Source organism: Natrinema sp. LN54, from assembly GCF_052439245.1.
Lineage (GTDB): Archaea > Halobacteriota > Halobacteria > Halobacteriales > Natrialbaceae > Natrinema > Natrinema versiforme_A.
The window spans coordinates 171,277-187,349 of sequence record NZ_JBQVRP010000005.1; the positions used below are offsets into that span (position 1 = coordinate 171,277).

At 65.9% G+C, this 16,073-nt stretch carries 13 protein-coding genes; 6 read left to right on the forward strand and 7 right to left on the reverse strand.

The features are described from left to right. Positions 1-3 precede the first annotated feature (3 nt). The 4 genes from ACT4ML_RS16110 (at position 4) to ACT4ML_RS16125 (ending at position 3,761) form a co-directional block, all read left to right on the forward strand. Positions 4-996, forward strand: coding sequence for an NAD-dependent epimerase/dehydratase family protein (locus ACT4ML_RS16110; protein ID WP_444721778.1), 993 nt, complete (start codon positions 4-6; stop codon positions 994-996). Further along, positions 993-1,997, forward strand: coding sequence for an NAD-dependent epimerase/dehydratase family protein (locus tag ACT4ML_RS16115; protein ID WP_444721779.1), 1,005 nt, complete (start codon positions 993-995; stop codon positions 1,995-1,997). The genes ACT4ML_RS16110 and ACT4ML_RS16115 overlap by 4 nt, the downstream gene beginning before the upstream one ends. Continuing rightward, positions 1,994-3,028 carry a DUF2304 family protein gene (locus ACT4ML_RS16120; protein ID WP_444721780.1) on the forward strand — a complete coding sequence of 345 codons (1,035 nt, stop codon included), beginning with the start codon at positions 1,994-1,996 and terminating at the stop codon, positions 3,026-3,028. Before ACT4ML_RS16115 ends, ACT4ML_RS16120 begins: the two co-directional genes overlap by 4 nt. Before the next feature lie 79 nt (positions 3,029-3,107). Then, positions 3,108-3,761 carry a class I SAM-dependent methyltransferase gene (locus ACT4ML_RS16125; protein ID WP_444721781.1) on the forward strand — a complete coding sequence of 218 codons (654 nt, stop codon included), beginning with the start codon at positions 3,108-3,110 and terminating at the stop codon, positions 3,759-3,761. Between the two features lie 168 nt (positions 3,762-3,929). Here the strand turns inward: ACT4ML_RS16125 and ACT4ML_RS16130 are convergent, their stop codons facing one another. The 7 genes from ACT4ML_RS16130 to ACT4ML_RS16160 form a co-directional block, all read right to left on the reverse strand. Continuing rightward, a complete protein-coding gene (locus tag ACT4ML_RS16130; protein WP_444721782.1) occupies positions 3,930-5,276 on the reverse strand; it encodes a glycosyltransferase family 4 protein in 1,347 nt (448 codons plus the stop codon). A 10-nt stretch (positions 5,277-5,286) separates the two neighbouring features. Further along, complete coding sequence (locus tag ACT4ML_RS16135) at positions 5,287-6,645, reverse strand: nucleotide sugar dehydrogenase (protein ID WP_444721783.1); 1,359 nt, start codon at positions 6,643-6,645, stop codon at positions 5,287-5,289. Continuing rightward, positions 6,632-7,549 (reverse strand): NAD-dependent epimerase/dehydratase family protein, encoded by a 918-nt coding sequence (locus ACT4ML_RS16140; RefSeq protein ID WP_444721784.1) that lies wholly within the window; start codon positions 7,547-7,549, stop codon positions 6,632-6,634. Before ACT4ML_RS16140 ends, ACT4ML_RS16135 begins: the two co-directional genes overlap by 14 nt. 67 nt (positions 7,550-7,616) lie before the next feature. Then, a complete protein-coding gene (wecB, locus tag ACT4ML_RS16145; RefSeq protein WP_444721785.1) occupies positions 7,617-8,696 on the reverse strand; it encodes a non-hydrolyzing UDP-N-acetylglucosamine 2-epimerase in 1,080 nt (359 codons plus the stop codon). 85 nt (positions 8,697-8,781) lie between these two features. Then, entirely contained in the window at positions 8,782-9,969 is a 1,188-nt protein-coding gene (locus tag ACT4ML_RS16150) for a glycosyltransferase family 4 protein (RefSeq protein WP_444721786.1), read from the reverse strand. Between the two features lie 133 nt (positions 9,970-10,102). Then, complete coding sequence (locus tag ACT4ML_RS16155) at positions 10,103-11,335, reverse strand: sulfatase-like hydrolase/transferase (RefSeq protein ID WP_444721787.1); 1,233 nt, start codon at positions 11,333-11,335, stop codon at positions 10,103-10,105. 136 nt (positions 11,336-11,471) lie between these two features. Beyond that, the gene (locus ACT4ML_RS16160) at positions 11,472-12,914 is read right to left on the reverse strand and encodes an oligosaccharide flippase family protein (protein WP_444721788.1); all 1,443 of its coding nucleotides are present in this window, start codon (positions 12,912-12,914) and stop codon (positions 11,472-11,474) included. Between the two features lie 285 nt (positions 12,915-13,199). Here ACT4ML_RS16160 and ACT4ML_RS16165 point away from each other — a divergent pair, with 285 nt between their 5' ends. Together ACT4ML_RS16165 and ACT4ML_RS16170 are read left to right on the forward strand one after the other, a co-directional pair. Next, positions 13,200-14,291, forward strand: coding sequence for a glycosyltransferase family 4 protein (locus ACT4ML_RS16165; protein ID WP_444721789.1), 1,092 nt, complete (start codon positions 13,200-13,202; stop codon positions 14,289-14,291). Next, the gene (locus ACT4ML_RS16170) at positions 14,278-16,050 is read left to right on the forward strand and encodes a hypothetical protein (RefSeq protein ID WP_444721790.1); all 1,773 of its coding nucleotides are present in this window, start codon (positions 14,278-14,280) and stop codon (positions 16,048-16,050) included. The genes ACT4ML_RS16165 and ACT4ML_RS16170 overlap by 14 nt, the downstream gene beginning before the upstream one ends. Positions 16,051-16,073 lie beyond the last annotated feature (23 nt).

The following is a 16,073-nucleotide window of genomic DNA, read 5'->3' on the forward strand; positions in this document are numbered from 1 at the left end:
CCCGTGCGGGTACTGGTCACCGGCGGCTGTGGGTACATCGGCAGCGCGCTCGTCCGTCGCCTCTCGGAGAACGAGGCGGTCTCCGACGTCGTCGTTCTCGACTCGCTCGCGACCGGGTCACCGCGCTCCCTGCTGGGCGCGGTCGACGGCCTCGAGTTCCGGCGCGGCGACGTTCGGGACGAGGACGACGTCGAGAGCGCGATGTGCGGCGTCGACCGCGTGATTCACCTCGCGTCGATCACCGGCGCTGCGAGCACGCACGACCGGCCCGAGGAGACGCGTGACATCATCGTCGGCGGCACCGAAACCGTCGCGGCAGCGGCCGGTGCGGCGGGCGTCGACTCGGTCGTGTTCGCCTCCTCGTGTAACAGCTACGGTCGCGCGGCGAGTACGAACCTCGACGAGACGACGACACCGGCCCCGCTCAATCCCTACGGCGAGGCGAAAGTCGAGGCCGAACGGGTGGTCCGCGAGGCGGCGGCCGAGCACGGCTTCTCCGCGACGTCGCTGCGAATGAGCACGAACTACGGCTACGCGCCCGGCATTCGGTTCAACCTCGTCGTCAATCACTTCGTCTTCCGGGGCCTGACCGGCCGTCCGCTGACGGTCTACGGCGACGGCGAGAACTGGCGGCCGTTCATCCACGTCCAGGACGCCGCCCGTGCGTACGAACACGCGGCGGTGTTCCCCGAGCGATGGCCGCGAGACCTGTACAACGTCGGACGCACCGATCAGAACTTCCGCATCGAGGATATCGCCCGCATCGTCAGGCAGGAACTCGGCTGCGACCTCGAGATCGTCTACCTCGAGGACGAACAGCCGGGGCCGTCCTACCACGTCGAGTTCGACCGGCTCGCAGAGACCGGATTCGAACCCGAGTGGACGCTTCGAGAGGGCGTCCGTTCGCTGGCCGACCAGTTCTCCCGATCGGGGGAGCCCGGACGGGCAGTGGCGGCGTCGCCGCGGCAACCGGTCTCGGACGGTGAGTACCGATGAACGCGGCCGTCACCGAACCGACCGGCGTCGAGTCGGACCCGGTACACGTCGCGGTCACCGGCGCGGCGGGGTATATCGGAAGCCGCGTCGTCGCACAGCTCCGATCCGAACGACCCGAGTGGTCGATCACGGCGATCGACAACTTCTATCGCGGCTCGCTCGAGCGGATCGACGATGTCGCCGTCGAACACGTCGACATTCGACACCGCGACCGGTTGTGGAGCGCGCTCGAGGGGGCCGACATCGTGATGCACCTCGCCGCGATCAGCGGCGTCGAGGACTGCGCATCGAACCCCGAACTCGCCTACGAGGTGAACGTGACCGGGACGGGCAACGTCGCCCGGTTCTGCAGACAGAGCGGTGCCGGACTGATCTTCCCGGCGAGCATGGCGGTCGTCGGCGACCCCCGCGAGTTCCCGATCAGGGCCACTCATCCGCGAGATCCGCTGAACTGGTACGGCCGAACCAAGGTCGTGGGCGAGCGGCTCATCGAGGAACTCGCCGTCGACTCGTTTCCGGCCCACAAGTTCCTCAAGTCGAACCTGTACGGGGATCACACGGTCGACGACCGGGTGGTCACGAAGGGAACGGTGCTCAACTTCTTCGTCGACCGAGCGCTCGCGGCCGAGCCGCTGCCGGTCTACGAGCCGGGCACGCAGTCGCGGAACTTCGTCCACGTCAAAGACGTCGCCAGGTCCTATCTCAACAGCGCCGACGTCCTCGTCGAGCAACTGGACGACGACGCGACCGGCGTCGATTCGTTCGCGATCGCCAGCGACGAGGACCCCAGCATCGGTGAGATCGCCGAGATCGTTCGCGAGTGCGTCGCGGAAGAACGAGGCATCGAGATCGAGACCGAACTGGTCGACAACCCCCGGGACAACGAGACCCTCGTCGACGCCTTCCCCGTGGAGACGACGCGGACCCACGACGTCCTCGGCTGGGACCCGACGCACACGGTCGAAGACACGATCCGAAAGCAGCTCAGACAGAGCCCATGATCCCGGTTCCCCCCGACCCGCTCGACACGGCGTTGCTCGTCCTCGCCGTCGGGATCCTCTACTGGGGATTCGATCGGTACCGCAGCCGATTCGAGCGGAGCGACCTCCTGATCGCAGTCGCACTTGCAAGCGGCGTGCTATCGTTCGTGTTCGTCCCCGAGGCGTTCGACGCCATCGGGGGCGTCCTCGACATCGAGCGTCGATACATCGTCGTCTCGCTGCTCGCGAACGTCGTCCTGCTCGGGTTCGTCTTCCACGTGTTGAATCTCGCCCGACGCGCCAGCGACGAGGTGTCGGCGCTGACGCGATCGCTGTCCGTCGATCAGGCCCCGGCGACCGACGGCGGCGTCGAAACGGTGTTCGTCGTGATTCCCGCGTACAACGAGGGCGACACCATCAGCACCGTCGTTTCGTCGCTGCCGGACTCGGTCCGCGGCTACGAGGTCCAGCCGCTGGTCGTGTCGGACGGCTCCGCCGACGAGACCGCCACCAACGCCGCTGAAAACGGCGCGATGGTCGTCGAACACCCGATCAATCAGGGACAGGGCGGCGCCCTGAAAACGGGGTTCGAGATCGCGCTCGAGAACGAGGCGGCCATCGTCGTCACCCTCGACGGCGACGGACAACACCCGCCGGACGAACTCGAGCGACTCGTCGCACCGATCGTCGACGACGAGGCCGATTACGTCATGGGATCGCGGTATCTCGGCGTCGATCGCTCCGGAAACGGCGTCGTCCGTCGGACCGGCATCCGGTTTTTCACCGGCGTGATCAACGTCCTGATGAACACCTCGATCACCGACTGTACGAACGGCTACCGCGCGATCCGCGGCTCGATGCTCGAGCGGCTCACGCTGACCGAAGAGCGGTTCAACGCGCCCGAACTGATCATCGAAGCGCGGAAGAACGGCCTCCGACTCGAGGAGATCCCGATCCGGATCGAGGATCGGAAAGACGGCGACACGAAGAAACCCAAGCTGGGCTTTGCGGTCGGCCTGACGCGCATCATCGTCGTCGCGTGGCTGCGATGACGCCCCACTGCGCCGCCGGTCGAGACCGGCGGGTACCGGCCCAGCGCCCGCGGCCGCAGCGAACACCCCTACGGCTACCATGAGAGTAAACGAAACGCGCAAACGAAACGTGGAAAAGACGTTCGAACGCTGTATCGAAGCCCACGTCAGGGACGCGTCCGTCCTCGACATCGGCTGTGTCGCACACGACTCCGACAAACGCCACGACGAGCCGTGGTTACACGAACTCGTCGTTCGGACGGCCGACGACGCGGTCGGCGTCGACATCCTCGAGGACGAACTCGAGGAACTCGACGACGACGGCTACGACGTCGCTCACGGCGACGCACAGGCGCTCGCGCTCGAGGAGACGTTCGACGTGATCGTCATCGGCGAACTGATCGAGCACCTCGTCGACTTCGACGGGCTGTTGCGATCGATCGACGACCACCTCGCCGAGAGCGGCAAGCTCGTCATTACGACGCCGAACGCGATGGCGGTCCACTGGACCGCGCTGCGCCTGCTGGACCAGGAGTTCGTCAACACCGATCACACGTGCTGGTTCGACGCGACCACGCTGACCCAACTCCTCGAGCGATACGGCTTCGAGCCGACCGAGGTCACGTACGTCGGCGACTGTCGACTCACGCTCGAGGATCCGCTGCAGGCCGGCGGCTGGCTGTGCGAGCGCCTCCTGCCCGATCGCGTCGGGAAGAGCACGCTCGCCGTCGTCGCCACGCGCAGCGACGAGTAACCGATCGCTTCGGAGAACCGATCGCCGACGGTAGCCGATTCGGCTCGTTTTCGGTCGCGTATTCCGCACTTGTCCGGTGAGACAACGGTCGCTGTTCCCGTTTCGGGATCGTCTCGGCCGCGTCGGATCAGTCGTCGCTGCAGAAGATAAAGTCCGAACCCAGGCCGGTTACCGACGGAAGCCGGCGGCTGTTGCGAGCCGGCCGAACCGGGCGCGGATCCCGGACCCCGCGACCTCGCGCTCGCGAGCGACATCCGCGAGGAGGCCGCCGACCCGGTCGCCGAGTTCGTCCCATCGGTGCTGTCGGTCGACGAACGCGACGCCCCGTTTACCCATCGATCGGCGGCGGTCCGGGTCGGCGGCGAGCTCGCGCAGCGCCGCCGCGACGGCGTCCGGATCGTTCTCGACGGCGAGCCCGGCACCGGATTCCTCGGTGACGGAGTCGATTTCCGCGACGGCGCTCGCGACGTAGGGCGTTCCGACGGCCATCGTCTCGAGGAACTTCGTCGGTCGCGCGTAATCGAGCGCGTGCTCGGTCTTCAGCGGTACCAGGCTGATCGCCGACGACGCGACCAGCGCCGGAATCTGCTCACGAGGGACCGGCCCGTTGATCCGGACGCGGTCGTCGATGTCCAACCGCGAACTGAGCGCCTCGAGTTCCGCCCGGCGCTCGCCGAAGCCGTAGACGACGAGGTCGTGTTCGATGTCGGCGCGTCGAAACCCGCGCAGGAACGGCTCGAAGGCCTGTCCCTCGCCTAACTTCCCCGTGTAGATGATCCGCGGCTCCTCGTCGGTCGCGATCGACGGGTCGAACAGGTCGTCGTCGACGCCGAACGGGACCGTCTCGATCCGCTCGTCGTCGATATCGTACTCCGCCCGGTACTGTGCTGCCATCGTCGGCGTGAGGGCGATGAGTCGGTCGCAGCGCTCGATCGCGACCCGCTCCATCCATCGCAGCAGCCGGTAGGCGAGCGACCGTTCGTCGGTGAACCCGAAATCGACCGCGTTCTCGAGCCAGCGGTCGTAGACGTCGACGACGAGCCCGCAACCGGTCGCAAGCGCCGCGAGTCCGGGGACGAGCGTCGTGTGCGGGCCGATCTGGACGACCACGCAGTCGTACTTGCGGCCGTGGACGAGCACGTAGACGGTCGCGAGCACCGCGAAGATGACGTGGTTCAGGATCCGCTCGAGGTCCGTCCGATCGTCGACGGGCTGGTAGGTGAACAGCCGCGTGACGGGAACGCCCCCGATCCGGTCGGTCGACCACGGCGAGTAGCGGCGCTCGAACTCCCCGACGGGGACGGACGGCTGGGGACAGACGACGCGGGACTCGACGTCCTCGGGCGTGTTCCGGAGGAGTTTCTCCCACCGGTGTGCGCCGGCCATCGACTCCGGCGGGAACAGTTGCGAGACGACCAAGACGGACGACTCGTCGGTATCGCCCTCCGTGGCTGCGTCCGCGGCGGTCTCGTCGCGGGCGCGGCTCCGACTCGAGGTTGCTGTCGATGCTGACATGCGTAGTGACTCAGGGTTCGATCGGGTTCTCGACGCCGAACTGGAGCAGTTCGACGCCCCACTCGTCGAACCACGAACGGTGCTCCTCGAGGGCGGCGACCGTCTCATCGTGGGGGACCAGTTGGACGACCACATCGGGCGACTCGCGCTCGAGGACCGAGCGTAACTCGTCGTAGGCCAGCGCGTCGACGTGGCGGTCGTAGTGGCGAACGCGGTAGCCGTCCTCGCGGATGTCGGTCACGATCTGCGACGCGGGGCTGTTTCGGCGGTCGTCGACGCCCGGTTTGTACGCGGCCCCGAGCGCGACGACCGTCGGGTCCGCGAGCGGGGCGAGCGTCCGGCGGATCTTGCGCGCGGCGACGGCCGGCATCTTGTCGTTGATCCGGCGCGCGGTCGTGATGAGGTTCGTGTGCTCCGGATCGACCTCGTTCAGGAACCACGGATCGATCGGGAGGCAGTGACCGCCGACGCCGATCCCCGGCCGGAGGATGTCGACCCGCGGGTGGTTGTTCGCGAGGTCGATCACCTCGCTCATGGCCACGTCGAGTTCCTCCCCGATCAGGGCGAACTCGTTCGCGAGCGCGACGTTGACGTCCCGGTACGTGTTCTCCATGAGCTTGCAGAGCTCGGCCGATAGCAGGTCGGTGTAGTAGACGTCACCCTCGAGGAACGGCTCGTAGATCGCCGCGGCGCGTCGCCGGCTCCGCTCGTCGATCCCGCCGATGATGCGGTCGTTGGTGACGAGTTCGTCGAAGACGTTCCCCGGGAGGATCCGCTCCGGCGAGTGCGCGAGCTGGATGTCCTCGCCCGGCTCGAGGCCGGCGTCCTCGAGGATGGGCACGACCGTCTCCTCGCAGGTCAGCGGCGGCACCGTCGACTCCACGTTGACTATGTCGCCCGGCTCGAGATACGGCCGGATCGACTCGAGGGCCGCCTCGAGCGCTGAGAGGTCCGGGCTCTTGTTCGGCTCGGTCAGCGGCGTCGGGACCGAGACGACGAACGCGTCGGCGTCGGTCGGTTCGGTCCGCGCCTCGAGGTTTCGCTCGACCGCGTCGGTCGCCAGCAGCGCTTGCAGTTCGTCCTCGTCGAGGTTCAGGGTCCCGTCGTTGATCTCCCGGACGAGGCCCCCGTCGATGTCGACCCCGACGACTCGCTTGCCGTTGTTCGCGAGCAACAGCGCCAGCGGCAGCCCGACGAACCCGGTGCCGACGACGACCACGTCCTCGATCGGCTCGAGCGGCGGGTCGTCGCTTCCGGTGCGGGCGTCGCGGTTGCCGAGATTGCCACGGTCTCCGTCGCTGCCACTGCCACTGTCCGCGGACCGCGCTGGTCCGCGCGTCCGCTCGGGTCGCGGCTCACTCGAGGTCATAGTACTCACGCATCCAGTCGATCGTCCGCGGAATGCCCTCCTCGAGGGAGACGCGCTGTTCGTGATCGAGGTCGCGTTTCGCCTTCTCGACGCTGGCTTTCTTGTTGAGGGTGTTGTGGGTCTCGGTTCCCCGATACTCGACCTGCTCGTCGTCCTCGCCGAGGTAGCCGAGCACCATGTCCGAGAGTTCCTTGATATCGTAGTACTCCTCGCCGGCGATGTTGTACACCTCTCCGGGGTGGAACGAGTCGATGACGTTCGCGAGCGTGCGTACGGTGTCGTCGATGTACGTGAACGAACGGTGGTGGTCCTCGTAGACGTGGTACGGCAGGTCGTGCAGCGCCCGGTAGCAGAACTTGCAGACGACGCTTCGGTACTCGCTGTACTTCTCACCCGGCCCGTACGTGTTGAAGAATCGGACCCGGACGGACTCGGTCCCGTGCCGGTCGGCCGCGTTCATGATCTGTTGCTCGTTGACCCACTTCGAAATCGCGTAGTCGTTCAGCTGGCGCGGTCCCTCCTCGAGCGGCACGGATTCTTCCATCACGTCGTCGTAATCGCCGTACACCTCGCTGCTCGAGGAGAAGACCAGTCGGAAGTCGTGCTCGGCCTGCAACCGGAGCACGTTCTTCGTCCCGACCGCGTTCGACTGCCACATGGTCTCGTAGAAGTCCTCGCCGTTCTTCCGGCCGAACTCCGCGCCGAGGTGGTAGACGTAGTCGAACTCGCGGTCCTCGAAGACCCGCTCGAGTTGGCGGTACTCGCTGACGTCACAGCGGTAGTATCGGTCGCGTTCGTTCCACGGGAGGTCGGCCACCCAGACGTCGTGACCGCGTCCTTCGAGTTCGTCTGTCAACGGTGCACCGATCGCTCCCAGTCCTCCGATGACGAGCACTGATGCCATGTTCCCACGCTCTACAAGCAGTGGTAATTACCTTGCGGCGGTTGGCGCGGCGAAACGGGCCGATATGTCAGAGTAGGGCGTCCAAAATCCGGTCCGCGGCGGTGCCGTCCCCGAACGGGTTCGGCCACTCCCCGTCGCGATCGACCATCGCCTCGGCTCCCTCGACGATCGCCGTCCGGTCGGTACCGACCAGGCGGTTCGCGCCGATGTCGATCGTCTCCGGCCGTTCGGTGTTGTCCCGAACCGTGAGACACGGCGTTCCCAGGATACACGCCTCCTCCTGGACGCCGCCGGAGTCCGTGATCGCGAGCCGCGCGTGGTCCTCGAGGGTCAGGAAGTCGAGGAAATCGAGCGGGGGGACGAGCCGGATCGGATCGGGGACCGACCGGTCGAGTTCCTCGAGATTCTCTCGCGCTCGCGGGTGGATCGGGTAGACGACCTCGCGGTCGGTCCGGTCCGCGAACTCGCCGACGCCCGCGAGGATGCCCCCGAAGCGGTCTGGATCGTCGACGTTCTCCGCCCGGTGGGCGGTAAGCAGGTAGAACTCGCCGGACTCGAGGTCGCGGTCCTCGAGGACCGTGCTCTTCCGGGCCGCGAGGTCGCGGTGCTGCGAGACGGCGTCGACGATCGTGTTTCCGGTGACGACGACCCGCTCGTCGTCGATCCCCTCCGCCGCGAGCAGCCGGGCCGACTCGTCGGTCGGCGCGAAGCGGTAGTTCGACACGTGATCGGCCAGCACTCGGTTAATCTCCTCGGGCATGCTCCGGTCGAAGCTCCGCAGCCCCGCCTCGACGTGGGCGAGCGAGGGCTCGAGTTTGCTCGTCGCGATCGCGCCGGCCAGCGCCGAGTTCGTGTCGCCGTGGACGATCACGTGATCCGGTCGCGTCTCGGTGAGGATCGATTCGATACCGCGGATCATCTCGGCCGTCTGTGCGCCGTGATCGTCCGAGCCGACCTCGAGGTTGTGCGTCGGCGTCGGTAACTCGAGTTGCTCGAAGAAGACGGTATCGAGCGAGTCCGAGTAGTGTTGTCCGGTATGGACGACGACGTACGGAACGTCCCGATCGTCGCACGCCCGAATGAGCGGCGAGAGCTTGATGATCTCCGGACGCGTTCCCAGCACGAACGCGATTCTGGGGGCAGCCATGTGTTGTCGCGGTATCACATCGACGGTAAAGAATCCACAGTGCGTAACGAGACGCTTCGTCTCGCTTCCACTCTATTGGGCGTCCCTACCGAGTCCCTCCCGCTCGAGTGACCGCGGGCGCAGCCTCGCTCCCGCGGGCCGCCTCGTACAGCTCGCGGTGGCGGTCGACACAGTGATCCACCGAAAACAGCGTTTCGGCGCGATCTCGAGCCGCCACACCCCGTCGACGCCGCTCCGCGGGGGAGTCGAGTGCGTCGCAGATCGCGTCCGCGAGGGCCGCTGAGTCGGCCGGAGGAACGACCCAGCCGTGCGTGCCGTCCTCGAGTTGCTCCGGGACGCCGCCGACGCGCGTCGCGACGATTCCCGATTCCATCGCCATGGCCTCCAGTACGGCGATCGGACACGCCTCCGTCACCGAGGGCAGGACGAACACGTCGAACGACGAGAGGAGCCGCGGCACGTCCGATCGGTGCCCGAGGAATCGCACGGTCTCCTCGAGGTCCAGCCGGGACCGGAGCCGCCCCAATCGCTCAGCGTACCCCCGTCGCGACTCGAGTACCTTCCCGGCGACGGGCACGACGACCGGGCCGATTCGATCGCGGACGCGCGCGATCGCCCGAAGCAAGTACTCGTGGCCCTTGACCGGGTTGATGTTGCCGACGGTGCCGACGATCGGCACGCCCTCGGCGACTCCCAGTTCCTCGCGGAGCGACTGCTCGCCGGCCGCCACCGTCGTCGGATCGAACTCGGCCACGTCGACCGGCGGGTACACCGTCCGCGTCCGGACCGACCCGTCGAAGAAGTAGTCGCCGACAGCGTCCGCGGCGAGCGCGATCTCGTCCGCGGTGGCTCGAGCGAGGCGGGCCATCCCGCGGGCGAGCGGCCGCGGGGTCCCGGTATCGTTGAAGAACCAGGCCAGCGGCGTGTCCGTACGCCGGGCGGCGATGGCGGCCGGGAACGAGAGCGTCATGCTCGCGTGGACCACGTCGATGTCCCGGCGCTCGATCGCCGCCGCGAGCCGGGCGATCGACGGGAGCAGTCGGGCGGCAAAGCGCGCGTTCGCGAGCACGTTCCGGGGCGGCCGTAACTGCGGCGGCCCGGGTCGGACGACCTCGAACCCGCGGTCGGCGGCCAGTCGCTCGAACGCGTCGTCGCCGTCCGGCAGGTGAAACACCGTCTCGATGCCGCGGTCGCGCAGCCCCTCCGCGACGGCCAGCGATCGGCGCTGGGGACCGCCCACGCGGGGGTCGGCGAGGCTATTGAGAACCCGCATTCGTGGTCGGTGCGTTCGATCCGAACCCGCATAAAACGTACCGACGGACCGCGAGCGAACTCGGTACCTACGCTCAGCCGACGCCGCGGGAGACAGACGTAAGGCGACGCTATGCCGACTCGAGGCGGGCGGCTTACGTATAGCCGAGATCGCGAAGACGCTGTTCGGCCCCGTCCGAGAGCGATACCTGCTCACCGGCGACATCGCCTGCCGCCAGCCGCTCGAGCCGTTGTTCCGCTTCGCGTTCGGAAAACGACGGCTCGCCGTAGCGACTCGCGGCGCTGTCGGCGTACGCGCCGACCGCAGTCGGGAGGTTCCGGCAGACGTACCCCCGCTTCGCGCTCGCGACCGTCTTCCCGGCGAGGACGAGCAGCCGTTCGGTAAGCGATGTCCGAGCGAACGCGTAACCCCCGTCGGCGTCCCAGAGACCCTCGTAGTGGAGCGAGCCGGAGCCGACCGGCAGCGACGACGGCAGCACCCGGTTCTCGTACGTGCAGGGTCGGGGCTCGTCCGTGAGCGACCGCGCCGCCGATCTGCCGTCGAACTGCGTCCGGTCGCTCGGCTCCGCGACGCCGAGCACGTCGAGGACCGTCGGGAGCAGGTCGGCGTGGTGGAACACGGCGTCGTCGACCGCGGCCGTCGGCAGCTCCGGGTGGAACAGCGCCGTCGGCACGTAGACGAGTTCGGGCCGCATCGGCGAGCTGTGCCCGAGTTCGCCGCCTTCGCCGAGCAACTCGCCGTGGTCCGAGGTGTAGATGACGAGCGTGTCCTCGAGACGCCCCGTCTCCTCGAGGCGATCCAACCGTTCGAAGAAGAGTTCCACGTCCAGTTCGACGCTCCGCCGATACTCCTCCTGAAGCGTCGCCGTGTCGGCCCCTCGCCGCCGCCGGAAGTAGTCCGATGCGGTCCCCGAGAAGTCGCCGTACGGCGCGTGGCCGCCCGGCCCCCGCTCCATCGCGACGAACGGCGGCTCGAGGCCCTCGAGCGGGTCGTCGACGGCCGGCGGCTCGACGCCGAGGACGGTGTGGATCGGGTCGACGGCGTTGCCGTGTTCCCGTTCGGCGTACGCGAAGATCGAGTTGACGAACCGTGTCTCGTGTCCCGGAACGTCGAACAGTCGGAACGCGTCGGCCGACAGTCGGTGATTGAACGTCACGACTCCGTGAGTCGTCGGGTAGCGGCCGGTGGCGAGCGAGGCGAACGAACTCGGACTGTGCGTCGAGGCGCTCACCGATCGCACCGTGGCCGCCCGGTCGGTCACCCGATCGGGCACGGCGTCCCATCGCACGGCGTCGCCGACGTAGACGAAGACGTTCTCGACATCGAGCGACTCGAGAGCCCGCTCGAGCGTACGGCTGGATGACATCGTCGCCCCGTATCATCCACTCCGTAACGAAGGTTTCGGTTAAATCTGTCCCTTATCGCCATTGGAAATCGGTTGTGTCGGTATCTGATTGACTACTCGGCCAACGGTTGCGACACGGACACAGGGAAACCCGGTCTTAGAGCGGAATGCCGGACGTGTCCAGCGGAACGTTCCGCCGCACGGTCGAGCGGAACCGGGACGATTGAACGAACAGACAGAGGAAATACACGCCGGCACCGACGGCGACGAGGACGGCGAGGGACACGTATTCGTTGAGCAGCGGGCCGCGACTCGTCTCGAGACGGAGTCCCGCGTAGACGACGGCGGACATCACGCCGGCGGACAGCCACTGATACGCTATTTCCCGCCCCGGGATCGTCAGCGGGAGTTCCGCGTTGAGGTAATGCGCCGCCAACGCGAACCCGATCGCGGCCGAGAGCGCGGTCGCGACCGCGGCGCCGATCCAGCCGTAGAGAGAGATCAGCACGACGTTGAGTACGATATTGCTCGCCACGAACGCGATGTTCGTTCGGAACGAGAGATCCGGGCGGTCGATGGCGTTGAGGGCGTTTACCAGTTGGTGCTGATAACTGTACACGAGAACGGCCGCGACGAGGATCCACATGACGGTCGCTCCGGCGGCGAACTCCTCACCGTAGATCCGCAGGATGCGATCGCCGAGTAAGACGCTCCCGCAGAGTCCGGGGATCAGAAAGAGGCCCGTATACGCGATCGAGACGTTGACCAGATCGGTTATCGCCCCCGTCTCGTCCTCGGCCGAGAGTTTACTCATCTCCGGGAAGAGCGTGGCTCTGATCGACGAGCCGAAGATATCGAGGAGTTTGGCGATCGACCACGCTACGGAATAAATGCCGACCAGTCCGGACGGAACGAACGCACCCAGGACGAGGATATCGGCGTTGCTGAACGAGCGCGCCCGGAGCGACCCGAACCACGAGAATTTGGCGAAGTCAAAGACGCTGGCGAAGTGACGTCGCCTCGGCACGCCGTAGTTGACGGAGAACAGAACGAACGTGATCGCACCGGCACAGAGACCGGCGACCGCGTAGCCGACGAACATACCGGCCAACCCGTATCCGACGGCGACGAGCCCGATCTGTAGCAGGGCCTGACCGAGTTTTCGACCCAAGGAGACGAATCCCGAGACGTGAACGAGGCGGTAGCCGTTCAGCACGGCGATAGCGTACTCGAAAAACAGACTGGCGAAAAAGAGTAACGCGATCAGACTCGCAGCCTGTACGCCGACGTACGCGTTCAGATGCTCTCTGAACAGGAGTATCGCCGCGGACAGCGCCGCGATCGGCATCGCGAGCATCACCGCACCGGCGACGACGAACGCCCCCCGGTCGTCCCCCTCGCTCAGCCGTTTCGTGACCGCAGTCGTGATCCCGAACTGCCCCCCTATCTTCAACCAGAGGACGACCGCTATCGCCAGCGTGTAGATACCGTATCTCTCCGCACCGAGCACTCGAGCGAAGTACACCGTCGAGAGGAACCCGATTACCGTGGCCACGACCGTCGTCCCGTAGTAGACGAGCGAGGTTTGACCGAGCTTCATCGTTCACTGGACACCCGTTCTATCGACGGCGACGGGACGTGCCCGAACAGGGTCTCGAGGAAATGGCATTTTGCTGTCGGCCGTAACGTAATGCCAGTATAAAGGAAATGGCCGATAGCAATAACTACTGATACGAAAAGCCGTTCTTACCGGAATCGAACCGTGTCCGTAACTCGTACGCGTCGGGCGATGCGGGGAAAACACTAAACGGAACTGTCTCGTCTCTCGGCGTACGCGAGCGGTTCCGACGTGACGACAGCCGGCGCGGACTCTGGAACGAAACACATGAACGTATTGGGATTTACGGCCCACCGGGCGGAGAAGTTCCGACAACCGTTCGAAACCCTCGGCGGGAGCTGTGACTATATCTCCGTCGCGGACCGGAACGGGTTCGATCGGTACAGGACGATGCTCGTCACGGGCGCTCGCACGATCAGACGCGAGCGGCCGGACGTCCTCTTGGCGAACGGAGCGGATCTCGTCGGATTCGTCGCGATCCTTCTCGGGATCGTCTTCGATACGCCCGTCGTGATCCGCCACGGCGGGGATCTGTGGCGACAACGCACCGAGAAGCGACGCGAGCAGTTACGGCGGCGGGAGTATGTCGGCTATCTCAGTTTCCACGGTCTCGCGGTGCTGAACGCGGTCACGTATCGCCTCGCAGACGGGTATATCGTCGTCTCCGAGGAGTTACGGGAGATAACACACGAGAAGACCTCGTGTCCGCGATCGCGGATCAAGGTCGTCCCACCGCACATCGAGGTCGACCGGTTCGAGCCCGGCGAGCAGCGAACGGCAGCGTGCACGCCCGACGCCGAAAACGTCGTCCTCACGGTCACGAATCTGCGATATCAGGGGAAGTTTCGGGGCGCTCGAGACTGCATCGACGAAATAACCGGTCTCCTCCGGGAGAACCCCGACACCGCATATATCATCGCGGGCGGCGGGCTGTACTACGACGATCTCGTCCGGTACGTCGAGGCGGTGTCGTCTCCCTCGATCAGAGACCGGATTCACACGCCGGGCCACGTCGCCGATATCGAAGCGCTGTACGAGATCGCGGACGCGTTCGTCTACGTCTCGTACATCGACGGCTACCCGAACGTCGTTCTGGAGGCGCAGGCGGCGGGCCTGCCGGTTATCTCGAACCCGGCCCACGGGATGCCGATGCAGATCGACCACGGGGAGACCGGGTTCCTGGTCGACCCGTCTACCGAGGGCTCGATACGGGAGCCCCTCGAGCGCCTCTTCGAACGGCCGGACGTGAGCAGACGGATCGGCACGCGGTCGATCGAACGTGTTCGTCGGGAGAACACCGCAGACGCGATCGCCACGGAACTCGTCGACGCGATCGGAGAGATCCATGCGCGGGTATAGCGCGATTCGAGAGGGGCGGCTCCAGCGGCTCCTGCTCGTCCTCTCGCTCGTCCTCTCGGTTGCCTCGGTCATCCATGTCCTCTCGACGCCACCGGCAACAGGGTACGAGCCGTCAGTCACGTCGGCGTACTCGATGGAACTCTTCGGAGCCGTCGCCGTCAGTTCGGTGCTCGGGCTATTCGTGGACGCCACCTCCGAGCGCAAACGCTACTGGTGGAAGTTCCTGATCCCGCTCTTCGTGTCGTATCTCCTCCTGTTCTGCTTGCCGCTGTTCCGCGGCTACGCGCTCTACGGCCGCGGCAACTCGGATATCCTGTTTCATCTCGGTGAAGCGCGAACGATCGTGAATACCGGATTCATAAGCCCCGATAACTGGTATCCCGTGATTCACGTCCTGCTCGCCGTTCTCGAGCAGTTCGGGATCCCCCTCGAGCAGGGCAGATATCTCGTCCCGCTCCTCTTTTTCGGCCTATACCTCGGCTTCGTATCGCTCTATGCCAACCGCGTCGCGTCCAACTCGACGGAATCGATCGTCCTGATCGGCTGTGCGCTCCCGTTGCTGTTCGGACGATTTCATCTGAGCCTCCATCCGTCCGTCCTCTCGTTTTTCGTCGCTCCGGTATTCCTCTATCTGCTGGAGTCGTACCGCAGTGGGAAAGAGCAGCGGCGATTCACTGCCCTCTCGCTCGTCTTCGCCTCGTTCGTTCTCTTTTTCCACCCGATCACGACCCTGTTAGTCGCCGTCCTCATCCTCGCGTATACGGTCTCATCGCGACTCACACGCGTGGTTCGTCGCACGACTCCGACGACGGATCGACGGACTGCGACGGTGTTCCTCTTCGTTCTCGTCGGGTTTTCGACGTGGTACACGCAGTTCGAGCGGCTCGGGACCAATCTGGTCCAGTTTATCGCTCCGGCACTCCGCACGCGGGAATCGGCGGCCGAGGCACAGCAAGCCGAAGCGATGGGGCTGAAGCCGACCGAACTGGTCGTACAATTCCTCGAGCTGTACGGTTCGATAGCCGTCTACGCGCTCCTCTCGGGGCTGTTCGTCGTCGCCGTTACCGTCGCCGTCGCGAAACGGACTGCGAAGCGACGCGATCTGGACGCCGCCGTCCAGTTGTTCGCCGGCGGCGGGATCGCCATCGGCTTGGTTTTTTACTTCACGATGAGCCCGATTCGCGGGTTCCGGTATCTGATACTCGCGATGACGCTCGCGGTCGGTCTTCTCGTATCGCGGCGGTACGGGCGGGAACAACGTCGCGGGTTCGCACGCGTCGGCGCTCTCGGCGTCTGCCTCGTGTTACTGGTCACGTTCCTCGCGGTCGGCGGTCTCTACACGGATCACAACCACCTTACCCACTCCGAAGCAGCGGGAGCGGAACACACCATCGAGACGGCGACGGGCAAGTACGACACCGCGTCGTATAGCACGTCTCGAGATATCGCCTGGTACTCGCTCGGCTACCGTACCGCGACCGAACGAGACGTACAGCCGTTCCGAGGCGGCGGGCCCGAAACGGAACCGCCGCCGTCGCTCGGGTACGGTGACGACGGCGACCGGCCGGGGGACGCCTTCGAGACGTATCCCCAGTACCTGTTCCTGACGGAACACGACCGACGAGCCCCGTACAACGGGTCCGAACGCGCGTACACCGAATCCGAGCACGCGCGGTTAGCCGACGATCGAGCGGCGAACAAAGTTTACGAGAACGGAGAGACGGAGCTCTGGCTCGTCGATCCGGCCGAGCGTCAGTGACGGTGTTCGGTTCAGCGACCGGG